Below are 23919 nucleotides of genomic sequence, written 5' to 3'. Positions count from 1 at the left end.
ACGCGCTTGGCTGACCCGTTGACCACCGCGACCCTGATATCCTGACGCGACCATGAGTGAAGCCCCACCGTCCTTCGTCCATCTGCGTCTGCACAGCGAGTTCTCGCTGGTCGACGGCATCGTCCGCATTCAGGAGGCGGTGTCCGCGGCGCGGGACGCCGGCATGCCGGCGGTGGCCATCACCGATCAGTCCAACCTGTTCGGCATGGTCAAGTTCTACCGGGCCGCGCTAGCCGCCGGAGTCAAGCCGATCATCGGAGCCGACGTGTGGCTGGCGGACGATACCTTGGAACTCGGCTACGCCCGGATGACGTTGCTCTGCCGGGATCGCGGCGGCTACCGTGCGCTGTCGCGGCTGCTCAGCCGCGCTTATCGCGAGGGTGCCTGCGGCGATATCCCGGTCATCCGGCGGGAGTGGTTGCAAGCGGATGCCGGCGGGCTGCTGGCCCTCTCCGGCGGGGCCCAGGGGGATATCGGTCAGGCCCTGCTGCGTGGTGATGAGGCCACCGCGCGGCGCTACCTCGAGCAGCACCGGCAGACCTTCGGCGAGGACGGCTTCTATCTGGAGCTCCACCGTCTGGGCCGGCCGGGCGACGAGCGCCACCTGCATGCCGCGGTGGCGCTGGCCGCCGACGAGGACGTGCCGGTGGTGGCCACCAATGACGTGCGCTTCATGCGCCCGGCGGATTACGACGCCCATGAGGTCCGTGTCTGCATCCATCAGGGGCGTACCCTGGACGACCCCAACCGGCCACGCCACTACACGGAGCAGCAGTACTTTGCCGACGCCGCGGACATGGCCGAGCGCTTCTCCGATCTGCCCGAGGCGCTCGAGACCACCCTGCGTATCGCCGAGCGGTGCAGCGTGGATCTGGAACTCGACACCAACTATCTCCCGGACTTTCCGGTGCCCGAGGGCCATACGGTGGCCTCGTTCCTGCGCGCCGAGTCCGAGCGCGGCCTGGCGCAGCGGCTCGAACAACGCGGCCTGACTGAGGACGAGGATACCGGCGAGGTCGAGGCGACCTACCGGCAGCGCCTCGAGCACGAGCTGGCCGTCATCGAGCAGATGGGGTTCCCCGGCTACTTCCTCATCGTCGCCGACTTCATCCGCTGGGCGCGGGAGAACGACATCCCGGTCGGCCCCGGGCGCGGCTCCGGTGCGGGATCGCTGGTCGCCTATGCCCTGGGCATCACCAACCTCGACCCCCTGCGCTATGACCTGCTCTTCGAGCGCTTCCTCAACCCGGAGCGGGTCTCCATGCCCGACTTCGACGTGGACTTCTGTATGGAACGCCGCGACGAGGTCATCGAGTACGTCTCGGACCGCTACGGCGCCGAGAAGGTCTCGCAGATCGCCACCCACGGCACCATGGCGGCCCGGGCCGTGGTGCGCGACGTGGGCCGGGTCTACGGTCACGCCTTCGGCTACATGGACCGGATCGCCAAGCTGATCCCTTTCGAGATCGGCATGACCCTGGACAGGGCCCTGGAGCAGGAAGAGGACCTGCGCGCCGAGTACGACAACGACGAAAACATCCGCGAGTTGATCGACACCGCGCGCAGCCTGGAGGGGATGGCGCGCAACGTCGGCAAGCACGCCGGAGGCGTCGTCATCGCGCCCACGGACCTGACCGATTTCTCGCCGCTCTACCGCGACCCGGAGGAGCGCGACGACGCCGAGGCTTGGAAGGTGGCCACCCACTTCGACAAGGACGACGTCGAGGCGGTGGGTCTGGTCAAGTTCGACTTCCTGGGTCTGCGCACGCTGACCATCATCGACTGGACCGTCCAGGCGGTGAACCGCATCCTCGAGCAGCGGGGAGACCCGGCGCTGGATATCGATGCCATCGCTCTGGATGACGGCGCCACCTTCGAGCTGCTCAAGCGCTGTGCCACCACCGCGGTCTTCCAGCTGGAATCCCGCGGGATGAAGGAGCTGATCAAGCGCCTTCAGCCCGATAGCTTCGAGGATATCGTGGCACTGGTGGCGCTGTTTCGGCCCGGGCCGCTTCAGTCGGGCATGGTCGACGACTTCGTCGAGCGCAAGCATGGCCGTTCGGCGGTCGCCGGTTACCCAACCCGCGAGCTGCACCATCCGGACCTGGTGCCGGTCCTCCAGCCTACTTACGGGGTGATCCTCTACCAGGAGCAGGTGCAGCGCATCGCGCAGGTCCTGGCTGGCTACAGCCTTGGCGAGGCGGATCTGCTGCGCCGCGCCATGGGCAAGAAGAAGCCCGAGGAGATGGCCAAGCAGCGGGCCAAGTTCCTGGAAGGGGCCAAGGCCCGGGGTCTGTCCGAGGACCATGCCACCGGCATCTTCGACCTTATGGAGAAGTTCGCCGGCTACGGCTTCAACAAGTCGCACTCGGCGGCCTACGCGCTGCTCTCCTACCAGACGGCCTGGCTCAAGTGTCACTACCCGGCGCCGTTCATGGCCTCGGTGCTCTCCTCGGACATGGACAACACCGACAAGGTGGTGATCTTCCTGGATGAGGCCCGGGCCATGGGGCTGGAGGTGCTGCCGCCGGACGTCAACCGCAGTGACAAGCCCTTCCGGGCGGTGGACGAGCGGACCATCGTCTACGGTCTGGGTGCCATCAAGGGGGTGGGGGAGTCGGCGCTCGATGCGGTGCTGAGCGAGCGCGATACCAACGGGGCGTTCCGGGATATCTTCGACCTGTGCCGCCGGGTCGACACCGGCCGCGCCAATCGTCGCGTGCTGGAGGCCCTGTGTCGTTCGGGGAGCCTGGATCGCCTGATCCCCAACCGTGCCACGGGGATGGCACAGATCCCGGCGGCGCTGGCGGCTGCCGAGCAGGCGACGCGCGACCAGGCCGCCGGGCAGACCGATCTGTTCGGTGGCCCTGCAGAGGCGGTGATCGCCCCCCGTGGCGAGGGCGAAGAGGTTGCCGAGCAGCCCGAATGGCCGGAGGAAGAACGCCTGGCCGCGGAGAAGGCCACACTGGGTCTATTCCTGACGGGGCACCCGATCGACCGTTACGAGCATGAGCTTCCGTATCTGGCTACGGATCGCCTGCAGCGGCTGTCCAGTGGCGCCGGCGGCAATGGCGGAGACGGCAATGGGGGCCGAGGCCGGACGGTTACCGCGGCTGGGCTGGTGGTCGCGCTGCGGGTGCGCAGCACCTCCACTGGCGGCCGCCTGGCCACCCTGACCCTGGATGACCGCACGGGCCGGATTGAAGTGGTGCTATTCCCCGAGGCGTTCGGCAAATACCGGCATGCCGTGGAGAAGGATGCGCTGCTGGTGGTGCGCGGCAGTCTCGACTACGACGACTTCAGTGGCGGGTACCGGATCACCGGCGAAGAGGTGCTGGACATCGCCCGGGCCCGCGAGCGGGCAGCCGGTCGGTTGGTGATTCCGGTAACCGCGGCTCGTGCCGCTAACGGTCTGGTGCCCGAGCTGCGCCAGGTCCTCAGCAGCTACGCCGGGGAGAGTCCGGTCCATGTCGATTACCGCCACCCAAGGGGCCGGGGGCGCGTCGTCCTAGGCCGCAACTGGACGGTGACGCCCAGCGATGACCTGATCAAGCGGCTTGAGTCGGTGGTCGATGACCGTGTGGGGGTCGAGTACCCCCGCTAGCGGCTCTCGCGGTGAATGGCGATCAGGTCATCGATCCCCACGGCGGTGCCGTCGGGTCCGTGGTCCAGGTCATCAATGACCGCTGCGGCACCCGGGAATGCGTCGTCCCGGGTCCAGCGGTTGCGGGTGATCAGCGTCGGGATCCCGGCCGCGCGGGCGGCGCGCAGCCCGTTAACCGAATCCTCCACGGCGAGGCAGTCCTCGGCCGCGAGCCGCAGTGATCGCAGGGCCTGCAGGTAGGCCTCGGGGTCGGGTTTCTTGGCGTTGACGTCGTCGCCACAGATGCAGACCTCGAAGGCCGGTTGCAACTCGGCGGGTAGCACGCCGTTGAACAGGGCCTCGACGTTGGCGCGGGCGCTGGTCGTGACCACGGCCAGGCGCACCTGCCGCTCTCGCGCTTCGGCAAGGATTCGCTCGATCCCCGGCCGGGGCGGGATGGAGCCGGTGCTGAGGCGCTCGGCGTAGAGGCGGTTCTTGGCCTCGTGCAGTCGCCGCGCGAGCGTATTGATATCGCCGTGCCCGGGCGGGGGCGGTTCCCGGGTCAGGGTGTCGTGCAGTCGTTCCCGGCCGCCCGGGACCGCGTTCAGGAGGCGTCGATAGGTGGTTTCATCCCAGCGGTGGGGAAGGCCGAATGCCTCGAAGGCGGCGTTGAAGGCGGGCAGGTGGCCCGCGCCTTCGGTGTCGGCCAGGGTGCCATCGACGTCAAAGAGCAGCGCTTGCATGGGTTTCCGTTCTCCAGGGGTGTCGGGTCCGTGGCGGTGCCGGCGTTATCATCTTAGGGTTCTTGACCCGTCCGGGAAAACGGGCTGGAGTAACCGCGTCGACGGACTCGCCGTATCCGCATGATCCGGAGGAAAGCACTGCATGGCTGAGGGTCGCCCGAAATATTCGCCGGAGTTCCGGCGCAAGCTGGTCGAACTGGTCGAGGCGGGGCACACCCCGCAAGAGTTGGCACGGACCTACGAGCCGGCGGCCAAGACGATCCGCCGCTGGTACCAGGAGGACCGGCAGGAGACCAGCGAGCGGCGCACCGGGGCTGCAGATCGGCGCAGCGCTGGCCCGGGAGGCAGGCAGCAGGGCAAGAGCCCTGGCGCTGCTGCGTCCGCGGCGGGGTCCGGGAAGCGCTCGAAGACGGCGAAGGCCGGTCCCCGGAGCAGGCCGGCGAGTAGCCAAGCGCACCGGCTGGCCGGCAAGCGCGTCTTGGAGCGCCCCGCGGACACGGCTGCGGAGGCTGGGGAGGGGGCGCCCGAGCGGGCCGAACCCGAGCCGGCGGAAGAGCCGGCCGAGGTGGCCCCATCGGCGGACGGCGAGGTGATCGTCGACCCGGCTCCCGAGGGCGGGGTGCCCGAGGAGGAGGGGGTCGAGCTAGATGTGCAGCCGCACGCCGGCCTCGAGACGGAGGGCGATCCAGCCGAGTTGCTTGCTGTCGGCCTGGAACGCGCCGATCAGGGCGATGCCGTCTACGACGACGAGGGTCCCGAGGCGGCTATCCCGATCTACCAGGAGGCACTCGACTATCTGGATGCAGCGATCAGCGCCGGTGAAGGGGGAGATGCCGCGCGCCGCGACTGGGGGATCACCCTGGAGCGCCTGGGCGATGCGCTCTTCGAGGCCGAGGGGGCGAGTGCCGCACTGCCCTGCTACGAGGCTTGGTGTGAACTCGCCGAGGCCCTGGCCACCGAACACGCCACGGCGCAGTCGCTTCGGGACTGGAGCGTTGCGCTGGGTCGCTACGGCCAGGGGGTGCTGGTCGAGGAGGGGGCCGAGGTGGCACTACCCTACTACCGGCAGGTGATCGAACTGCGCGAGGACATCGTCCGCGAGCGGCAGAGCGCGGATGCCTACCAGGATTGGGCGCTGGCGCTGGAGCGCTGCGGTGCGGTCCAGGAGGCCGTGGAGGGGTTGGCCGAGACGGTGGAGACCTACCGCCACGCCCTCGAGGTGCGCGGGGCGCTGGTCGAGCAGCAGGACACACCGCAGGCGCGCCGGGCTCTCGGGATCGCTCAGGAGCGCCTGGCCATGGCGGTGCTCGCCGCCGAGGGCGCCGAGGCGGCCCTGCCTCACTTTGAGCAGCTCGCCGAACTCTTCACGGAACTGGCCGAGGAGCTGGGCACTGAGGAGGCCGATGCTGAACGACGGCAGGCGGATACCATGCTCGGCAAGGTACAGATGGCGGCACTGGATCTGGAGTGACACCCGCGTCCGCGACGGTTGGACCTCCGTCGTGGCCCTGGATCCCGGGAGGCGCATTGCAGGCGATCGAAGACATTGAGTGCGACTTGGTTGTTGTTGGTGGCGGCGGGGCCGGGTTGCGGGCCGCCATCGCGGCGGCCGAGCGCGACCCTGGGTTGCGGATCGCGCTGATCTCCAAGGTGGTGCCCATGCGCAGCCACACCGTCGCTGCGGAGGGGGGCGCTGCCGGTGTGGCCCGGGCGGATGACAGCCTGGACGGGCACTTCAACGACACCGTCTCCGGGGGGGATTGGCTGTGCGACCAGGACGTGGTTGAACGCTTTGTCGCCGAGTGCACTGGCGAGATGGTCCGTCTCGAACAGTGGGGTTGCCCGTGGAGCCGACAGGCGGACGGCCAGGTACATGTCCGGTTTTTCGGGGGCATGACGACCCAGCGCAGCTGGTACGCCGCCGACAAGACCGGCTTCCACATGTTGCATACGCTGTTCCAGACCTCCCTGCGCTATCCGGGGATTCAGCGCTACGACGAATACTTCTGCTCAGATCTGCTGGTCGACGACGGGGTGGTCTGTGGCGTACTGGCCTTGGAGATCGCCAGCGGCAAGCCGGTGCGCTTCGGCGCACCGGCGGTGGTGCTGGCCACCGGCGGGGCCGGGCGGGTCTACGGGCAGAACACCAACGCCGGCATCGTGACCGGCGAGGGCATGGCCATGGCGCACGCCCAGGGGGTGCCCCTGCGCGACATGGAGTTCGTTCAGTGGCACCCCACCACGCTGCCCGGCAGTGGCATCCTGATCACGGAAGGGTGCCGGGGCGAGGGCGGCGTCCTGACCAACCGGGATGATCGTCGCTATCTGCAGGACTACGGTCTCGGGCCCACCGAACCGTGGCCGCGTCCGAAAGCCATGGAGCTGGGGCCGCGGGATCGGCTCTCCCAGGCTTTCTGGTACGAGGACCAGGCGGGCCGGACCGTGCCCACGCCGCAGGGCACGGCGGTCCAGCTGGATCTACGCCACCTGGGCGAGGACCGCATCCTAGAGCGGCTGCCCATGATCACCGAGGTGGCTCGCCGCTACGCCGGAGTGGATCCGGTTCGGGAGCCGATCCCCGTCCGTCCGGCGGTCCACTACACCATGGGGGGGATTCCCACCGACGTCCGGGGGGCCGCCCCCCTGTCGGGGCTGTTTGCTGCCGGGGAGTGCGCCAGCACCGGGATTCACGGAGCCAACCGGCTCGGTTCCAACTCGCTCGCGGAACTCCTTGTCTTCGGCCGGGCGGCAGGAGAGGCGGCCGCCGAGTACGCCCGCGAGGCACCGCGGCGGCCGCAGCGCGTGGTGGAGCAGCTCGCTACCGAGGCCCTGGCGCCGCGGCTTGAACTGCTGCGCAACGACAGGGGCGAGCGGCTCGCTACGCTGCGTGCGGATCTCAATCGGGCCATGGAACAGGGGGTGGGGATCTTTCGCAACGAGGCCGGCCTGGAGCAGGCGTGCACGACGCTGGCGGCGCTGCGCGAGCGCCTGCGACGCGGCATCCGCCTCGACGACCGCAGCCGGACATATAACACCGAGTGGCTGACTGCGATGGAGTTCGGGGCCAGCCTGCAGGTGGCTGAGGCGATGGCCTGGTCGGCGCGGGCACGCAAGGAGTCCCGCGGCGCCCACGTGCGCGATGACGCCTATAGCGAGCGTGATGACGAGCGCTATCTGGTTCATACCCTGGCCTACCCCGGTGACGGGACGGGCCCCGTGATCGACCATGCGCCGGTGACCGTTACCCGCTCTGCGCCGCGGCGGCGGGCCTACGGCGCTGAAGGGGAGGCGCAGGCATGAGCGAATCGCAGCGGATCACTCTGGCGGTGCAGCGTTTCCACCCGGAACAGGACGCCGAACCGCGCTGGCAGCGCTATGCCGTGCCGTACACGCCGGATATGTCCGTGCTCGAGGGGCTGCAGTACATCAAGGATCACCTCGATGGCAGCCTGACCTTCCGCTGGTCCTGTCGCATGGCGATCTGCGGTAGCTGTGGCTGCATGATCGACGGCGAACCCGAGCTGGCCTGCCATGTCTTCCTCCGCGACTACGCGCCGGGGCCGGTGTGGGTGTCGGCACTGGACCACTTCCCCGTGCAGCGGGATCTGGTCATCGATCAGAGCGACTTCCTCGAGAAGCTCGAGACGGTGCACGCCTACCTGATCCCGGCCGGGGAACGGACGGCGGCCGAGGGGACCTATCGGCAGACGCCGGAGCAGATGACGGATTACTACGCGTACGCCCAGTGCATCAACTGCCTGCTCTGCTATGCCGCCTGCCCGCAGTACGGTTGGCATCCGGACTTTGTCGGCCCCGGGGCCCTGGCGCTACTCCAGCGCTACAACCTGGACAGCCGTGACGCAGGTAGCGAGTTGCGGCACGCGGTGGTTGATGCCGAACAGGGGGTCTGGAGCTGCACGCTGGTCGGCCACTGCTCCGAGGTCTGCCCCAAGGGGGTCGATCCCGCGCGGGCCATCAATCAGAACAAGCCCGGCAGCAGCGCGCGGTACTTGCTCGACTGGCTGCGGCCCGGTCGTCGTCGACAGGAGGGATCGGAATGAGCCGAGCGCGCGTCTACCGTCCGACCATGCGCGGTTGGTGGGAGCGGCATCCGGCCTACCGCCGATACCTGTTGCGCGAAGGCAGCAGCGTCCTGCTGGGCCTTTATGCGCTCTGGCTGCTTGCCGGACTGTTGGCCCTTGCTGCTGGGGAAGCCGCCTATCAAGGGTGGCGGGACCTGCACGGCAGCGCCTGGTTGTTCGGCCTCCACCTGGCCGCTCTGTTGGCCGCCGCCTACCACGCTGTCACCTGGTTCCGGTTGCTGCCCCTGACGCTGCCGGTCCTGCGCTGGCGGGGCCGTCGGCCCACCGACCGGGCGGTCGTGCGGGGTGCCTGGGTGGTCTCGGTGGCCCTCTCGGGCGGGGTGTGGCTCTATCTCCTGGGAGGCGTCCGATGAGGCGTTCGCACGAACCGCCGCTGTGGCTGCTCTTCGGTGCCGGGGGCCTGCTCGCCGCGCTGCTCGCCCCGGCGCTGATCCTGCTGACCGGCGTCGTGATGCCCGTGGCTGCAGAGCATGGCATCGAGGTACTGGATTACCACGCGTCCCGCGAGCTGTTCGCCCGGCCGGTGGTGGGGGTGCCAGTGGCCCTCGCGCTGGGGCTGGTGCTCTGCCACGCCGCTCACCGCATCTACCATACCCTGCGCGATCTCGGGATTCCGGCAGGGCGCGGTACCTGGTGGGTCTGCTACGGCGGCGCCGGTGTCGCGGGGCTGCTCGGTGTGGGCGCGGTTGTCGCCCTGTGGTGGTGAACTCAGGGCGGGTCGTTGGGCGCCTGGGGGCGACAGCAGCGTAGCTGCGGGTGGGGCTCCGGCCGTGCCCAGAGGAATCCCTGGCCGACGCGGCACCCGGCATCGATGAGCTGGTCGCGCTGCTGCAGGGTCTCGACCCCCTCGGCCACCACCTCAAGCCCGAGGACATGGGCGAGCTGCAGGATCGTCTCCACGATGGAGCGGGATTCCGGCGTGGTCTCCATGTCCCAGATGAAGCCGCGGTCGATCTTGACCCGGTTGATGGGCAGGCGCTTGAGGTAGAGCAGGGACGAGTAGCCGGTGCCGAAGTCGTCGATGCTCAGCGACACTCCGGCCCGGCGCAGGGCGGCCAGCCGCTCCAGGGTGCGGGGGGTGAGATCCATGATGGTCGACTCGGTGATCTCCAGCTCCAGGTGCCGTGCCGGCAGGCCGGTCTGCTCCAGCGTACGCAGGACCGTCTTTTCGATGTTGCCGTTGTGGAACTGGGCCCCGGACAGGTTGACGGCGATGCGCCCGAACTCGCGTCCCTGGTCCAGCCAGGTGCGCCCCTGCTGACAGGCCTGGTGGAGGATGTCCTCCCCCAGCGCCGCCATGGTTCCGACCTCCTCGGCGACCGAGATGAAGGCGCCCGGGGCCAGTAGCCCCCGGTCCGGGTGGTGCCAGCGGACCAGGGCTTCGATGCCCACGATCTGACCGGTCCGCAGCTCGACCTGGTGCTGGAAATAGGGGACCAGTTCACCGCGCTGCAGGCCCTGACGCATCTCCTGGGCGAGATCCAGCCGGCGCTGGGCATGTTCAGTCAGCTCCTCGGCGTAGAAGCACGTGGTGTTGCGTCCATCGGCCTTCGCCTTGTGCAGCGCCGAGTCGGCGTTGCGGACCAGCGCCTCGACGGTCTCGCCGTTGTCCGGATACATGCTGATGCCGATGCTACACCGGCACTGGAACCAGCGGCGGCTGTACTGGAACGGTCGCTCCAGTTCCTGGTGGACGGTCTCAGCGCAGGCGAGGGCGTCCCGGTGGTCGCGGATCTCGGCCAGGCAGATGCTGAACTCGTCGCCACCCAGTCGCGCCAGGGTGTCATCGGCGCCGAGGCGCGCCTGGAGGCGGTGAGCCACCTGGCGGAGGACGCGATCGCCGGCGGTATGACCGAGGCTGTCGTTGACGTCCTTGAAGTGGTCGAGGTCGATGAACAGCACGGCTAGCTGTTCACCGGACTGTCGCGAGCGCTCCAGGGCGCGGGCCATGCGGTCCTTGAACAGCAGGCGATTGGCGAGGCCGGTGAGCGCATCGTGGTAGGCCTGGAACTGCAGCCGCTCCTGGGAACGTTTGAGCTCGGTTAGGTCGCTAAAGACGGCAATGTAGTTGACGACTTCGCCGTAGGCCCCGGTGACACGGCTGATGGTCACCCACTTCGGCTGCAGGGTGCCGTACTTGGAGCGGTCCCAGAGTTCGCCGGACCAGCTACCCTCCCGTTGGATCGACTCCCACATGGCCCGGTAGAAGTCGTCGTTGTGGTGGCCCGACTGCAGGATCCGCGGCGTCAGCCCGATGAGCTCGTCCTCGGTGTAGCCGGTCATTCGCGCGAAGGCGTCGTTGACCTGGAGGATGCGGCTCTCGGCGTCGGTGATCAGGATCCCGTCCCGCGTGGCGGTGAAGACCTTGGCCGACAGCTGCAGGCGTCGTTCCATCTCCTTGCGCCCAGAGATGTCGCGCAGCGTGGCGCAGCAGAGGGTCTCGTCCTCCAGGTGCAGCGGGGTGAGCACCACCTCCAGCCAAAGGTGTTCGCCCTGCGGGGTGACGTGCACCCACTCAAAACGTTGCGCGCCCTCGATGAGTGCGGTCTCGAGCAGGTTTTGTGCCCGCTCCGCCGCCGAGGATCCGTCCGGCTGGAGTTGCGAGGAGATGGCCTCCGGGCGCAGGCCGATCAGCTGCTGCGGATCCTCCCAGCCCAGCATGCGGGCAGCCGCCGGGTTGCAGGCGATGAAGTGCCCATCGCGCAGGATCAGCATCCCGTCTTCGCTGTGCAGGAAGAGGGTCTGCGTCAGGCTGCTCGAGAGCGCCGGGGCCGGAGTGGTTGGGGGAACCACGTCGTCTTTCACAGGGGTTAGCTCACGGGTCCGGTGCCACGATGCGGTTGCGCAGGGTGCCGAGCCCCTCGACATCACAGGTGACGATGTCCCCGGCCTGCAGGAAGCGGGGCGGGGTGCGGGCAAAACCGACGCCGGCCGGCGTGCCGGTGGCGATGATATCCCCGGGAACCAGGGTCATGACCCGCGAGAGCGTGGCGATGACCGCGGGGATGGAGAAGACCATCTCGCCGGTATGCGACTGTTGCTGGGTGGTGCCGTTGACCTGACAGGAGAGGGCAAGGCCGTGGGGATCGGGTACCGCGTCGGCGGTGGTGATCCAGGGCCCCATCGGGCAGCTGCCGTCCACCGACTTGCCGAGGAAGAACTGCTTGTGCCGGAATTGCAGGTCACGTGCCGACAGGTCGTTGATCACCGTATAGCCGAAGACATGCTGTAGTGCCTCGCTCTCCGGGATGTGCCGGCCACCCCGGCCGATCACCACGCCGAGCTCCACCTCCCAGTCCAACTCCCGGGTGACGGCTGGGTCGAGGAGGAAGTCCGCGTATGGGCCGGCGACGGTGGTCGTTGCCTTGGTAAAGACCACCGGCGCCTCGGGCAGCGCCAGCTCGTCACCCTTGGCCTGTTGCGACTCTCGGGCGTGGTCGGCGTAGTTCAGGCCCAGGCACATGATGTTGCGGGGTGGCTGCGGCAGCGGAGCCAGGAACGTCAGGGCCTCGGCCGTGACCCGCGGCCAGTCGTAGCCGGCCTCGGGTAAGGTGCCGGCGCACAGGTGTCCGCCCAGATCACCCGCGACGGGTGAGACGGCCCAGCGGTCGCCCTGTTCGTGGATGGCGACCCGGGTGACGCCCTTGTGAACAACGGTGGTGATGCGCATGCTGCCGTTTCCGCGTTGGGGGTTGCGGTCAAGCCTGTCGGCCCCGCATTGTCCCGCATTTGGGGCCGGTCGTCGACGGTGATCGGTCGGATGATGCGGATCGGGGGGCGGCATGCACGATGAAAGTGGCGACAATGCCCTGGAACGGGCGACGCTGGAAGCGGTCCGGCGGATGGCGGCGGCCTTTGCCGATCCGCTGCTCGCCCCGTTGGACGCGGGTGCCGACGGCGTCGCCCAGCGCTACCAAGCGGAAGGGGACGCGCAGGCGGGGACGGAGTATGTGCTGGCGCTGACCAGCGTCGCCGGGTGCCGGGTCGAGGTACGTATCCCGCGAAGCGATCTGCTGGCGCTGGAGGGGTCGGGGGTGGTCCACGCGGTCTACCAGACCCTTGTGCGCGAGTGTGGTGCCCATCTGGCCGAGCGCGAGACGCTGATCGTCACCACCCGAGGGCGACCCGGGCCGGGGCAGCTGCTCAGTGTCTACCGGCGCCGCCTTGGTTAGGCCAAGCCGGCGTCCCCACAGGAGTTTCGCTTCTGGTAAGGTACGCCCACGACGCATTTAGCCTGTGGTATCCGCCCGCCCATCGGAGAGGTCAACGGGGAGCTCATGACCAAGAACTTTCTGGATTTCGAGCAGCCGATCGCCGAGCTAGAAGCCAAGATCGAAGAGCTGCGCAACGTCGGCCAGGATTCCGAGGTCAACATTAACGAGGAGATCCAGCGACTCGAGGCCAAGAGCCGCTCGCTGACGGAGAAGATCTTCTCCTCGCTGAGCGCCTGGCAGATCGTGCAGCTGGCCCGTCATCCCGAGCGCCCCTACTTCTTCGACTACGTTGAGCGGATCTTCACCGATTTCCAAGAGCTTCACGGTGACCGAGCCTATGCCGACGATGCCGCCATCGCCGGTGGCCTGGCGCGCTTCGACGGCCGCCCGGTGATGGTCATCGGGCAGCAGAAGGGGCGGGATACCAAGGAGAAGGTGCGGCGCAATTTCGGCATGCCCCGACCGGAGGGGTATCGCAAGGCGCTTCGGCTGATGCGCATGGCGGAGCGCTTCGGTCTGCCGATCTTTACGTTCATCGATACGCCGGGCGCTTACCCCGGCGTCGGCGCCGAAGAGCGCGGACAAAGTGAGGCCATTGCGCGGAATCTGGCCGAGATGGCACAGCTGCGCGTTCCGGTGATCTGCACCGTGATCGGTGAAGGCGGGTCGGGCGGCGCGCTGGCGATCAGCGTTGGCAATCGACTGCTGATGCTGCGCTACTCGGTGTATTCGGTGATTTCGCCAGAGGGGTGCGCCTCGATCCTGTGGAAGAGTTCCGAGCGGGCCGCGGATGCGGCCGAGGCCATGCAGATGGCGGCCGAGCGGCTGCACGACCTGGGGGTCGTCGATCGCGTGATCCCCGAGCCGCTCGGGGGCGCCCACCGGGACTACGACGCGATGACCGAGAGCGTGCGCGAGGTGCTGCGCGAGGAGTGGGGGCGGGTCGCGCAGATGAGCCCGGATGAGCTCGTGGCCGACCGGCACCGGCGGCTTGCGGGGATCGGTCAGCCCCAGGGGTAACCTGCGTGCTCGACCCCGGGGCGCTGGTGGCGCGGTTGTTGGCCCTGGCCCCCGCGGCCGCGGGCTACCGGGTCGCCTTCAGCGGCGGGCGGGATTCCACGGCACTGCTTCACGCCCTGGCCGAAGGCCGCGATGAGTTGCCAGCGCCGCTGGGTGCAGTCCATATCGATCACGGCCTGCACGCCGGATCGGCCCGCTGGGCGGAGCATTGCCGGGCCGTATGCCAGCGCCTGGGGGTGGCACTCGAGTGCCGCCGCGTGGATGTGCCTTCCCCCGTCGGTCAGGGCCTGGAGGCCGCCGCCCGGGAGGCGCGCTACCGGGCTTTCAGTGCCCTAGTGGCCCCCGGCGAGTGCCTTGTCTTGGCGCACCACGCCGAGGATCAAGCCGAAACCTTCCTGCTCCGGGCACTGCGCGGGGGCGGCCTGCACGGGCTGTGCGCCATGCCGACAACCCGACCGCTGGGGCGGGGTCGGTTGGCGCGGCCGCTGCTGGAGGTGTCGCGTGCCTCTTTGACGGCCTACCTGCAGGCCCGTGGTGCGGACTGGATCGAGGATCCGGCCAATCGGGATCCTGCCCATGACCGGGTCTATCTGCGCGAGCATGTGCTGCCTGCGTTGGCGGCGCGCTGGCCGGATGCAGCTGGCCGCCTGCAGGCGGGGGTGGCTGCCCTGCAGGCGGATCAGGCCTTGCTGGATGGCTACCTGGACAGCGATCTGGCGGCGGCGCGTGCCGCCGACGGGCGCCCGGCGGTAGCCGAGCTGCTGCGCCTGGCGCCGTATCGGCGTCAGGCCGTGCTTCGCCACTGGCTGGTTCGTTCCGGGCACCGTCCGCCGCCGGGCCGGCGGCTGGCCGTCGGCATGCAGGCGCTGCTTGAATCGGGCGAAGGGGCTCAGCCGGAGTTGCGTTGGCCGGACGGGTGCATCCGCCGCTACCGGGGGCGGCTCCACTTGCTGCCCGCCGAGTCGTTGGGCGCGGATCCCGATCCGGAGCCGTGCTCCTGGTTTGGCCGGGGGGCGCTGAGCCTGGCCGGGGGCACGTTGTCAGCGCGGTGGAGCCCGCGGGGTATCGACGGACAACTCCTTGCGCAGGGGGTGACGGTGGTCTTCCGTGCCGCAGTGCTGGATGCGGATGCCCGGCGCAGGCTGCAGCGCCTGTATCAGCGGTTGGGTGTCCCGCCCTGGGAGCGCAGCCGGGTTCCGGTGGTCTTCTCCGGTCATCGCCCGATCGCCGTGCCGGGCTACGGCGTGGCCCCATCGTGCCGGGCCATGCCGGGGGTGCGACTGCTGTGGCAACCGCCTCGCGTCGCGGGTCAGTCGGCGTCCAGCTGATCGGCCAGGGGCAGGCGCAGCCCGTGGCGGTCGGCGGGGTTGTAGAGCCCGGTCTCGGCATCGTGGCCGCTACCGAAGCCGACGTAGCTGTGCCGGCCGTAGCGCGCCAGACGCTGCAGCGCCTCGCGAGCCTCTTCGGCGTCCTCGGCGGCGAGGGCGATCAGCGGTTGTCCGCCCCCGGTGGTGCTGGCCCAGGCGACGGGGGAACGGTCCACCGGCCGGATCCGATCGGTGACGCAGGCCTTGATCGCCTCGAGGTGTTCGCTGACCGCCTCCCTGGGGCCGACGATCAGAAGGGGGCGGTCGCGATCCGGGGCGCCGGGCTCGACCTCGCCGCGCAGCGCTCGCTCGGCGGCTGCTTCCAGGCCGTCCCAGCTAGCGACCAGGGTCACGGACTCGGCCAGCAGGGTGTCGCGCAGGATGGAGACTCCCTCACCGAGGGCCAGCTGGCGGTACAGGTGGTGGTCCGGGTCGGCCTGTAGGTAGCGGGGAGCGGTCTCGCTGGTGAACTCGATCCGGGTTCGCTCCCCCGGTTGCAGGCGGATGTCCCGTTCGTCCAGACGGCCGTCTTCGCCCTTAAGCACGACGGGGACAGAGACCGGGTAGCCGTCCTCATCCCAGGCAATGTCTACCCGGATCCGAAAGCGGTCGTCCCCCTCGTGGGCGACCTCGAGCGTGCGTTCATCCAGTTCCAGATCCGGGGCGCGGGTGGCCGAAAGGAACCACTCGAACAGCGCCGGGACGGTTTCGGCGTCCGCGCCCTCGTCCTCCGCAGCTCCCGCGAAGGCGGTCTCGAGGTCCGACCAGCTGGCCTCCTGGTGGGCGTGCCGGGCGTAGAACCGGCGCACTGCCTGGTCGAAAGCCGCTTCGCCGAGGCTTCGGCGCAGGGTATGGAAGAGTTGGGCGCCGCGCTGGTAGCCGATGATCTCGTCGACCGTCCCCCGGTTGTGCCGGAACTCGCTGAGCGGGTAGTCAGCCGCATCGGGGAGCGCGGCCTGGCTGCGCAGCCAGTCTCCTCGCAGGCGCTGCGCTTGCTCGGTATCCCGCTGCGCGGCCTGGTGGTAATCGCCCATGTAGTAGGTCAGGGCCTCGTTCCAGTTCCCTTCGTCGTAGTCGGTGTAGACACCGCGGCCCCACCAGTTGTGGACGACTTCGTGGGGCAGCGAGGTCTCCGGGATGAAGGGCAGGGGGATGACCTGCTCGCCGAGGGCGGTGAATCCGGCGAAAGCCAGGCCCACGGGGTATGGTGCGGCGACCACCGAGTAGGTCTCGTGCGGTGGCGGGCCGATCCAGTCGCTGTATTCGTCCAGGTAGGCCCCGGTCTTCTCCAGGTAGAGGTCGTGGTGCTCCGCGAGGTGTTCAGGGAAGAACGTGTGGACGGTCCCGTGACGGACGGATCGGCTGCGTTGCTCCCATTCGCCGGCGAACAGGGTGATGCCACGCGCTGGCGCCGGATGGCGGAACTCGACGCGGCGCAGGCCGTCTGAAATGCGCTCATCGACGCGCGTTCCCTCGGCCACCACCTGGAGAGGTTCCGGCACAGTGACGTTCAGCCGGTAGCCCGTACTCCGTTCCGCCGGGCGGGGGTACCAGCCGGCCTCCGCGGCGAGCCAGGCGCCCTCGGGTCGCAGGTGGGCACCCCGGCTTTCCTCGCCGGGTTCGCCGGACCAGCGCAGCCGGGCTTCAGTGGCCTCCCCGGGGCGCAGGATGACCCCCCGTTGGCCCAGTTTCTCCGCGCTACCGGCGTCGAGCGCCACCTCGTCGATGCGGTATCCCGGCCCGACAGCCAGAGAGAATGGTCCCTCGTCCGGGAGTTGCAGAGTCAGGCGCCCCTCGAGCCGGCCATCGTCGGGGTGCAGGCGGACATCCATCTCGGCCTGTGGGTCATCGGGCCACGAGCTGGCAGCCGCCACCGGCAGGGTGGCGAGCAGGGCAGCGGCGAGGATGCGGGCGAGCCTGCACATGCGGGCATCATAGCGCACCCTGGCTGGGCGCGTCGTCCGTGCCGGCTGCCGACGACAAGCAGCGGTTGTCGATGGCAACTGCCTTTTTCGACCGCCCTCCTTAGCCTGCGACGATGGCATGTAATCCTGGATCTGAAGACGCGCGGGCCCAGTTCGCCGAACGACTCCGCCAAGCCCTCCACCGGTGTGGAGTCGGTCCGCGGGAGTATGCCCGGCTGGGTCGTATGGTCGGGGTATCCAAGCAGGCGGCGCGCGGCTGGCTCGAGGGCCAGAACTTCCCCACCCGGGAGCACATCGCCCTTCTCGCCCGGGCGCTGGGCGTGCGCCACGGCTGGCTGGAGTACGGCGAGGGGCCGATGCACCCCGGTGAGGTGCTGGCCGAGTCGGGTGGTGCCGAGTATTCGGCGTCCCGTTTCACTCTCGATGAGGGGGAGGTGCGCCTGATCTCGGTCTATCGTCGGCTCGACGTCACCTCGCGGGCCGCCGTGGACCAACTCATCAACGTCCTGAGCGATTGCTTCGGCCCCGAAGGGCCGCGTGGCGGAGACTCCTGAGCCGCCGGGTGCGTTGTGGGCCTACCCCCCTTCTGGTAAGGTTCCGCCATTCCGTTTCCCGGTTCACCCTTCCCTCGGCTGGCTCTGTCCATGACGCGTTATCTATTCATTACCGGTGGCGTGGTTTCCTCCCTGGGCAAGGGCATCTCGGCCGCCTCCCTGGGGACCATCCTCCAGGCGCGCGGCCTGAGCGTGACCCTGATCAAGCTCGACCCGTACATCAATGTCGACCCGGGGACGATGAGCCCTTTCCAGCACGGCGAGGTCTACGTCACTGACGACGGGGCCGAGACGGATCTGGATCTGGGTCACTACGAACGGTTCGTGCGTGCCCCGGTCAGTCGCCGCAACAACTTCACGACGGGCCGGATCTACGAGAGCGTGATCCGCAAGGAGCGCCGTGGGGACTACCTCGGTGGTACTGTGCAGGTCATCCCCCACGTCACCGATGAGATCAAGCGCTGCATCCAGGAGGGTGCCGACGATGTCGACGTCGCGCTGGTCGAGATCGGTGGGACGGTGGGCGATATCGAGTCGCTGCCCTTCCTCGAGGCGATCCGTCAGATGGGTACTGAGCTCGGGCGTGAGCGGTGCCTGTTCATGCATTTGACCCTGGTGCCGTTCATCGGCACCGCCGGGGAGATGAAGACCAAGCCGACGCAGCACTCGGTCAAGGAGCTGCGCTCGATCGGCATCCAGCCGGATATCCTGGTCTGCCGCGCGGCGCACCCGATCCCCGAGGAGGAGCGGCGCAAGATCGCCCTGTTCACCAACGTCGATCCGCGCGCGGTAATCGCGGCGCTGGATGTACCGAACATCTATCAGATCCCCGAGGAGTTGCATCAGCAGGGGCTGGATCACATCGTCGCCGAGAAGTGGGGCTTGGAGCTGCCGCCGGCGAACCTGGGGGACTGGCACCGGGTCGTGGAAATCATGTCCAACCCGGAGGGCGAGGTGACGGTGGCCATGGTTGGCAAGTACGTCGACCTGACCGACGCCTACATGTCTCTCAACGAGGCTTTGCGTCACGCCGGTATCCAAGCCCGGCAGCGGGTGAATATCCGCTACGTCGACTCGGAGTCCCTGGAGCGCGAGGGGTGCGCGGCACTGCAGGGGGCGGACGCGATCCTAGTGCCGGGTGGCTTCGGGCAGCGTGGTATCGAGGGCAAGATCGAGGCCGTGCGCTATGCTCGGGAGCATCGGGTACCGTACCTCGGCATCTGTCTGGGCATGCAACTGGCAGTCATCGAGTATGCACGGCACCGGGCGGGGCTGGAGAACGCCCACAGCACCGAGTTCATCCGCCACCCGCACCATCCGGTGATCGGTCTGATCACCGAGTGGATGACCGACGACGGTGACCTCGAGCAGCGCGGTGAGGCCGACGACCTGGGCGGCACCATGCGCTTGGGCGGGCAGCCCTGTCGGCTTGGCGCCGGGAGCCTGATCAATCAGGTCTACGGCAAGGATCGGATTGTCGAGCGCCATCGCCACCGTTACGAATTCAACAACCACTACCGTGAGCGCCTGGCCGAAGCGGGCCTGAGCTTCTCGGGGTGGTCCCAGGACGGCCGGCTGGTCGAGGTCGTGGAGCTACCCGACCACCCCTGGTTCATCGGCTGTCAGTTCCATCCGGAATTCACCTCCACGCCCCGGGACGGGCATCCGCTGTTCGCCAGTTTCGTGCGGGCAGCGATGGCCCGTCGCGACGGTACTGCGCAGGCCCTGAATTATGAGCAGCATTGAGCTTTGCGGGTTCCGCGCCGGCCTCGAGCAGCCGCTGTTCCTGATCGCCGGCCCCTGCGTGATCGAGTCCGAGCAGCTGGCGCTGGACAGTGCCCACGAGCTGCGCGAACTCTGCCGCGAACTCGGCGTCCCGCTGATCTACAAGTCGTCCTTTGACAAGGCCAACCGCTCCTCGGCCCAGAGCTATCGCGGCCCCGGCATGGAGGCGGGGCTGCGGGTACTTGAGCGGGTGCGCGGCGAGCTTGGGGTGCCGGTGATCACCGACGTCCACGAGGACACCCCGCTCGACGAGGTCGCCTCCGTGGTCGATGCCCTCCAGACCCCGGCCTTTCTCTGTCGCCAGACCAGCTTCATCCAGCGGGTGGCCGCCTGCGGGCTCCCGGTCAACCTGAAGAAAGGGCAGTTCCTCGCCCCCTGGGATATGGCTCACGTCGTCGACAAGGCGCGCGCCACCGGCAATCGGCAGATTCTGGTCTGCGAGCGCGGGGTATCGTTCGGCTACAACAACCTGATCTCCGACATGCGGGCGCTGGCCGTGATGCGTGACACCGAGGCGCCGGTGGTCTTCGACGCCACGCATTCGGTGCAGTTGCCCGGTGGCCAGGGTCACGCCTCGGGCGGCCAGCGGGAGTTCGTTCCCGTGCTCGCGCGGGCCGCGGTGGCTGCCGGCGTGTCGGGGCTGTTCATGGAAACCCATCCGGATCCCGAACGCGCGCTGTCCGACGGCCCGAATGCGTGGCCACTGGAGCGGATGCGCGAACTCCTTGAGACGCTGATCGCCTTGGATCGCGTGGTCAAGGAGCGGGGATTCGCCGAGCAATGAAGGAGCGACTGAATCATGGCGAACATCGAGCGTGTCATCGGCCGCGAGGTACTGGACTCCCGCGGCAACCCCACCGTCGAGGCGGATGTCTGGCTGGATGACGGCAGCTTCGGCCGCGCCGCGGTCCCCTCCGGGGCCTCGACCGGCAGCCGTGAGGCGGTGGAGCTGCGTGACGGCGGAGCGCGCTACAACGGCAAGGGGGTGCGCACCGCGGTGGAGAATGTCAATACCACCATCCGCGAGGCGCTGCGGGGCGTCAGTGCTGACGATCAGGCCGCCCTGGACCGGCAGCTGATCGAGCTTGACGGCAACCCCAACAAGGACCGCCTCGGTGCCAACGCCATCCTCGCCGTGTCCATGGCCGTGGCCCAGGCGGCGGCGCGCAGCCGCGGACTGCCCCTTTACCGCCACCTCCAGCAGGAGGGCTCCTCGGCTCAGTTGCCGGCACCGATGATGAATATCCTCAACGGCGGTGAGCACGCCGACAACAGCGTGGACATCCAGGAGTTCATGATCATGCCCCTCGGGTTCGATCGGTTCTCCGAGGCCCTGCGCTGTGGCGCCGAGATCTTCCACGCCCTGAAGAAGGTCCTCAACGAGCGCGGACTCTCCACGGCCGTCGGCGACGAAGGTGGCTTCGCCCCGGATCTGCCCTCCAACGAGGCGGCGCTGGAGGCCATCATCGAGGCCGTGGAGCGCGCCGGCTATCAGCCTGGTGAGCAGGTGGCCCTGGCTCTCGACGTGGCGAGCTCCGAGCTCCACAGCAACGGCCGCTATCGACTCGCCTCCGAGGGTCGTGACTTCGATGCGGCCTCTTTTGCCGACTACCTGGCGCAGCTCGTCGACCGGTATCCGATCGTCTCCATCGAGGACGGCATGGATGAGTCCGACTGGGACGGCTGGAAGATCCTAACCGAGCGCCTCGGGGACCGGGTGCAGCTGGTGGGCGACGACCTGTTCGTCACCAATCCGCAGATCCTGCGCCAGGGGATCGATCGCGGCATCGCCAACTCGATCCTGATCAAGCTCAATCAGATCGGTACGGTGACCGAGACGCTGGAGGCGATCCGCATGGCCGACGAGGCCGGCTACACTTCGGTGGTTTCCCACCGTTCGGGCGAGACCGAGGATGTGGCGATTGCCGATCTGGCCGTGGCGACGCGGGCGACCCAGATCAAGACCGGTTCGCTGTGCCGCTCGGATCGGGTGGCCAAGTACAACCAGCTGCTGCGCATCGAGCAGGAGCTTGGAGACGATGCCCGTTACGTGGGTCGCGACGCGCTCCGCCCCGAGCAGGGGTAGGCCGGTGACCACCGCGTGGGGCCGTCGCGGGAGGGCGCCATGCGTTGGGTGAACGGGTTGCTCGGCGTGCTGCTGATCCTGCTGCAGGGCCAGCTCTGGTTCGGGCAGGCCAGCATCCCCGGCCTGCTTGAGCTGCGCAGCGCAGTCGCCGCGCAGCAGGCGGAGAACGAGCGGGCCGAGGCGCGCAACGAGGCCCTGGCAGCCGAGGTGGAAAACCTCAAGGAGAGCACGGAGGCCCTCGAGGAGCGGGCACGCTATGAGCTCGGCATGATCCGTCAGGATGAGGTCTTCTACCAGGTCGTGGAGGAGTGATGGCGCGCTACTGGGCGGTGATACCGGCGGCGGGTGTCGGTCGGCGTATGGGGGGCGGGGATGGCCCCAAGCAGTACCGTTCGCTGTTGGGTCGGCCCGTTATCGGCTGGGCCCTGGAGCGCCTGCTCGGGCACCCAAAGGTAGCCGGGGCTGTCGTGGCGCTGGCTGCCGACGACGGCTACTGGAATGCCCTGGGCCTGGCCGGCGAGCTGCCGGACAAGCCCGTGCACCGTGTTGATGGAGGCGCCGAGCGGCGCGATTCGGTGCGGGCGGCCCTGGATTACCTAAGCGGGATCGCCGGGCCGGAGGACCGCGTGCTGGTCCACGATGCCGTGCGTCCTTGTCTCAGCGCGGCGGAGCTGGACCGGCTGATCGAGGAGGGTGGCCTGGCCGCCGATGGGGCGCTGCTGGCGACCCCCGTGCGCGATACCCTCAAGCGTGCCGCCGCGGGGTGCGTGGATGCCACCGTCTCTCGGGACGGGCTATGGCAGGCGCAGACGCCGCAGCTTTTCCCGCTGGAGCGTCTTTCCGCGGCACTGGATGCGGCCCTCGCGGCCGGTGTCGCCGTCACCGACGAGGCGCAGGCTGTGGAGTGGCACGGCGGTCACCCGCGTCTGGTGACCGGCGAGGCCGGCAATCTGAAGATCACTCACCAGGCTGACCTGGATCTGGCTGCCGCCGTGCTCGCGGCGCAGCGGGCGGCCACAGAGAGGGAGCGAACGGCGTGATTCGTGTCGGGCAGGGTTTTGATGTTCATCGCTTCGGCGGCAAGGGCGAGGGGTTTCGGCTGGGCGGGGTGGCCATTCCGTACCACAAGCGGCTGGAGGCCCACTCGGACGGCGATGTGCTCTTGCACGCGGTCACCGATGCCCTGCTCGGAGCGTGTGGACTGGGGGATATCGGCCGCCACTTTCCGGACGACGACCCGCGCTGGCGGGATGCGGACAGCACCGGCCTGCTGGCATCAACGCTGCGGTTGGCCGCGGAGGCTGGATGGGTGCCGGTGAACGTTGATGGCACCGTGATTGCCCAGGCCCCCAAGTTGGCCCCCTACATCGATGCCATGCGTCAGGCCACGGCGGATGCCATGGAGCTGGCGCCCGGGGCGGTCAACGTCAAGGCGACCACCAGCGAGCGGCTCGGTTTCACCGGGCGTGGCGAGGGGATCGCCGCGATGGCCGTTGTCCTGGTGGAATCGGCCCCGGGGCGGGGTTGATCCGGGCCTTCGGCGGTCCCCTGGGCACGGCGCGACTGCGCGCCTGTCCCGAGGACTTCCGGGTGGATGAAATCCTCCCGTTCCGGCCTTCCGGCGGTGGAGAGCACTGCCTGCTCCAGATTCGCAAGAGGGGCTGGACCACCGAGGCGGTCGCCCGGCTGCTGGCATCCCAGGCCGGCGTGGCGCGGGGTGCGGTGAGCTTCGCCGGCCTCAAGGACCGGCACGCGGTCACCACGCAGTGGTTCTCCGTTCACGCGCCGAAGCCATGCCCGGCCCTCGCGCCGGGCTGCCTGGACGACGGCCTGGAGGTCGTCACCGCCACACGCAATGCCCGCAAGCTGCGGCGCGGAGCGCTCAGCGGCAACCGCTTCAGCCTGCTTATGCGCAACGTGTCCGCGCCGCGCCGGACGGTGGAGCGGCGGTTGCTGGCCATTGCCCGGTGCGGGGTGCCCAATTATTTCGGCCCGCAGCGGTTCGGGCGCGGGGGCCGCAATCTGCAGCAGGCCCGTGCCTGGCTGCTCGATGGCGAGCCGGTGCGGGGGCGCACCGTGCGGGGGCTGTTGATCTCCGCGGTGCGCTCGGACCTGTTCAATCGTGTGCTGGCGCGGCGAGTGGCGGCGGGTAGCTGGGATGTCGTGCGGCCCGGAGAGCGAGCAGCCCTCGATGGCACCGGCAGTCACTTCCCCGTGGAGGTGTTTGACGCCGCGCTGCGTCGCCGCGTTGTCCAGGGTGATGTCCACCCCACTGGGCCGTTGCCGGGGGTCGAGGGCGACGGGCCGAGAGGCGAGGTGGCCACCCTCGAGTCCGAGGTCCTGTCCGAAGAGCCAGAGCTGCTCGGCGCGCTCGCCCAGCGGGGCGTTCGCGCCGACCGGCGGCCGCTGCGCCTGATGCCTCGGCGGCTGGCCTGGCACTGGCCCGCGCCGGATACCCTCTCGCTTGAGTTCACCCTGACCGCCGGGGCTTACGCCACCACAGTGGTCGCTGAGATCCTCGATACCGCGGAGGAGTGAG

Annotated in this window: 21 protein-coding genes; 17 read left to right on the top strand and 4 right to left on the bottom strand. The window is 68.8% G+C overall.

The annotated features are described in order from the left end of the window. Window positions 1-52: 52 nt before the first annotated feature. Window positions 53-3604: a DNA polymerase III subunit alpha gene (gene dnaE, locus LRA98_RS02055; protein ID WP_238633192.1), complete on the top strand. Its 3552-nt coding sequence runs from the start codon at window positions 53-55 to the stop codon at window positions 3602-3604. On the opposite strand, the gene LRA98_RS02050 is transcribed toward dnaE, so the two are convergent. Next, a complete protein-coding gene (locus LRA98_RS02050; RefSeq protein ID WP_201170572.1) occupies window positions 3601-4326 on the bottom strand; it encodes an HAD-IA family hydrolase in 726 nt (241 codons plus the stop codon). The two genes, dnaE and LRA98_RS02050, sit on opposite strands and share 4 nt — an antisense overlap. A gap of 142 nt (window positions 4327-4468) precedes the next feature. On the opposite strand from LRA98_RS02050, the gene LRA98_RS02045 reads away from it, so the two are divergent. Genes LRA98_RS02045 through frdD form a run of 5 tightly spaced genes read left to right on the top strand, consistent with a single transcriptional unit; the run spans window position 4469 to window position 9135 of the window. Further along, complete coding sequence (locus LRA98_RS02045; RefSeq protein ID WP_201170571.1) at window positions 4469-5797, top strand: transposase; 1329 nt, start codon at window positions 4469-4471, stop codon at window positions 5795-5797. A gap of 56 nt (window positions 5798-5853) precedes the next feature. Then, window positions 5854-7626: a fumarate reductase (quinol) flavoprotein subunit gene (gene frdA, locus LRA98_RS02040; protein ID WP_207190326.1), complete on the top strand. Its 1773-nt coding sequence runs from the start codon at window positions 5854-5856 to the stop codon at window positions 7624-7626. Continuing rightward, entirely contained in the window at window positions 7623-8387 is a 765-nt protein-coding gene (locus tag LRA98_RS02035) for a succinate dehydrogenase/fumarate reductase iron-sulfur subunit (RefSeq protein WP_238633193.1), read from the top strand. Before frdA ends, LRA98_RS02035 begins: the two co-directional genes overlap by 4 nt. Beyond that, complete coding sequence (locus tag LRA98_RS02030; RefSeq protein ID WP_201242624.1) at window positions 8384-8782, top strand: fumarate reductase subunit C; 399 nt, start codon at window positions 8384-8386, stop codon at window positions 8780-8782. The genes LRA98_RS02035 and LRA98_RS02030 overlap by 4 nt, the downstream gene beginning before the upstream one ends. After that, the gene (frdD, locus tag LRA98_RS02025) at window positions 8779-9135 is read left to right on the top strand and encodes a fumarate reductase subunit FrdD (RefSeq protein ID WP_238633194.1); all 357 of its coding nucleotides are present in this window, start codon (window positions 8779-8781) and stop codon (window positions 9133-9135) included. The genes LRA98_RS02030 and frdD overlap by 4 nt, the downstream gene beginning before the upstream one ends. Before the next feature lie 2 nt (window positions 9136-9137). On the opposite strand, the gene LRA98_RS02020 is transcribed toward frdD, so the two are convergent. Together LRA98_RS02020 and LRA98_RS02015 are read right to left on the bottom strand one after the other, a co-directional pair. Beyond that, window positions 9138-11234, bottom strand: coding sequence for a putative bifunctional diguanylate cyclase/phosphodiesterase (locus tag LRA98_RS02020; protein ID WP_238640820.1), 2097 nt, complete (start codon window positions 11232-11234; stop codon window positions 9138-9140). A gap of 10 nt (window positions 11235-11244) precedes the next feature. Continuing rightward, window positions 11245-12099, bottom strand: coding sequence for a fumarylacetoacetate hydrolase family protein (locus LRA98_RS02015; RefSeq protein ID WP_238633196.1), 855 nt, complete (start codon window positions 12097-12099; stop codon window positions 11245-11247). A gap of 112 nt (window positions 12100-12211) precedes the next feature. Between LRA98_RS02015 and LRA98_RS02010 the strand changes: the two genes are divergently transcribed. The 3 genes from LRA98_RS02010 (at window position 12212) to tilS (ending at window position 14991) form a co-directional block, all read left to right on the top strand. After that, on the top strand, window positions 12212-12601 hold the full coding sequence (locus LRA98_RS02010) for a hypothetical protein (RefSeq protein WP_201170554.1): 390 nt from the start codon (window positions 12212-12214) through the stop codon (window positions 12599-12601). Window positions 12602-12706: 105 nt separating this feature from the next. Further along, window positions 12707-13663 (top strand): acetyl-CoA carboxylase carboxyltransferase subunit alpha, encoded by a 957-nt coding sequence (locus LRA98_RS02005; protein WP_201170552.1) that lies wholly within the window; start codon window positions 12707-12709, stop codon window positions 13661-13663. A gap of 5 nt (window positions 13664-13668) precedes the next feature. Continuing rightward, window positions 13669-14991, top strand: coding sequence for a tRNA lysidine(34) synthetase TilS (gene tilS, locus LRA98_RS02000; RefSeq protein ID WP_238633197.1), 1323 nt, complete (start codon window positions 13669-13671; stop codon window positions 14989-14991). Here tilS and LRA98_RS01995 read toward each other — a convergent pair. Next, a complete protein-coding gene (locus tag LRA98_RS01995; RefSeq protein WP_238633198.1) occupies window positions 14973-16955 on the bottom strand; it encodes a M1 family metallopeptidase in 1983 nt (660 codons plus the stop codon). The genes tilS and LRA98_RS01995 overlap by 19 nt on opposite strands. 224 nt (window positions 16956-17179) lie before the next feature. Between LRA98_RS01995 and LRA98_RS01990 the strand changes: the two genes are divergently transcribed. The 8 genes from LRA98_RS01990 (at window position 17180) to truD (ending at window position 23918) form a co-directional block, all read left to right on the top strand. Next, window positions 17180-17509, top strand: a complete 330-nt coding sequence (locus tag LRA98_RS01990; RefSeq protein WP_238633199.1) for a hypothetical protein — start codon at window positions 17180-17182, stop codon at window positions 17507-17509. A 90-nt stretch (window positions 17510-17599) separates the two neighbouring features. Next, the gene (locus tag LRA98_RS01985; RefSeq protein ID WP_238633200.1) at window positions 17600-19255 is read left to right on the top strand and encodes a CTP synthase; all 1656 of its coding nucleotides are present in this window, start codon (window positions 17600-17602) and stop codon (window positions 19253-19255) included. Continuing rightward, window positions 19251-20078: a 3-deoxy-8-phosphooctulonate synthase gene (gene kdsA, locus LRA98_RS01980; RefSeq protein ID WP_338018539.1), complete on the top strand. Its 828-nt coding sequence runs from the start codon at window positions 19251-19253 to the stop codon at window positions 20076-20078. Before LRA98_RS01985 ends, kdsA begins: the two co-directional genes overlap by 5 nt. A 15-nt stretch (window positions 20079-20093) precedes the next feature. Then, window positions 20094-21380, top strand: a complete 1287-nt coding sequence (gene eno, locus LRA98_RS01975) for a phosphopyruvate hydratase (protein WP_238633202.1) — start codon at window positions 20094-20096, stop codon at window positions 21378-21380. Between the two features lie 39 nt (window positions 21381-21419). Beyond that, entirely contained in the window at window positions 21420-21692 is a 273-nt protein-coding gene (ftsB, locus tag LRA98_RS01970; protein ID WP_201170538.1) for a cell division protein FtsB, read from the top strand. Then, complete coding sequence (gene ispD / locus LRA98_RS01965) at window positions 21689-22420, top strand: 2-C-methyl-D-erythritol 4-phosphate cytidylyltransferase (RefSeq protein WP_238633203.1); 732 nt, start codon at window positions 21689-21691, stop codon at window positions 22418-22420. The genes ftsB and ispD overlap by 4 nt, the downstream gene beginning before the upstream one ends. Continuing rightward, the gene (gene ispF / locus LRA98_RS01960; protein WP_338018474.1) at window positions 22420-22908 is read left to right on the top strand and encodes a 2-C-methyl-D-erythritol 2,4-cyclodiphosphate synthase; all 489 of its coding nucleotides are present in this window, start codon (window positions 22420-22422) and stop codon (window positions 22906-22908) included. Before ispD ends, ispF begins: the two co-directional genes overlap by 1 nt. Beyond that, window positions 22905-23918: a tRNA pseudouridine(13) synthase TruD gene (gene truD, locus LRA98_RS01955; RefSeq protein ID WP_274519814.1), complete on the top strand. Its 1014-nt coding sequence runs from the start codon at window positions 22905-22907 to the stop codon at window positions 23916-23918. The genes ispF and truD overlap by 4 nt, the downstream gene beginning before the upstream one ends. Window position 23919: the final 1 nt, after the last annotated feature.

The sequence above is a fragment of the Halorhodospira sp. M38 genome, from assembly GCF_022227985.1.
In the GTDB taxonomy this organism is placed as follows: domain Bacteria; phylum Pseudomonadota; class Gammaproteobacteria; order Nitrococcales; family Halorhodospiraceae; genus Halorhodospira; species Halorhodospira halophila_A.
The sequence above is the reverse complement of the archived record's forward strand: the minus strand, read 5'-3'. Positions and strand labels throughout refer to the sequence as shown.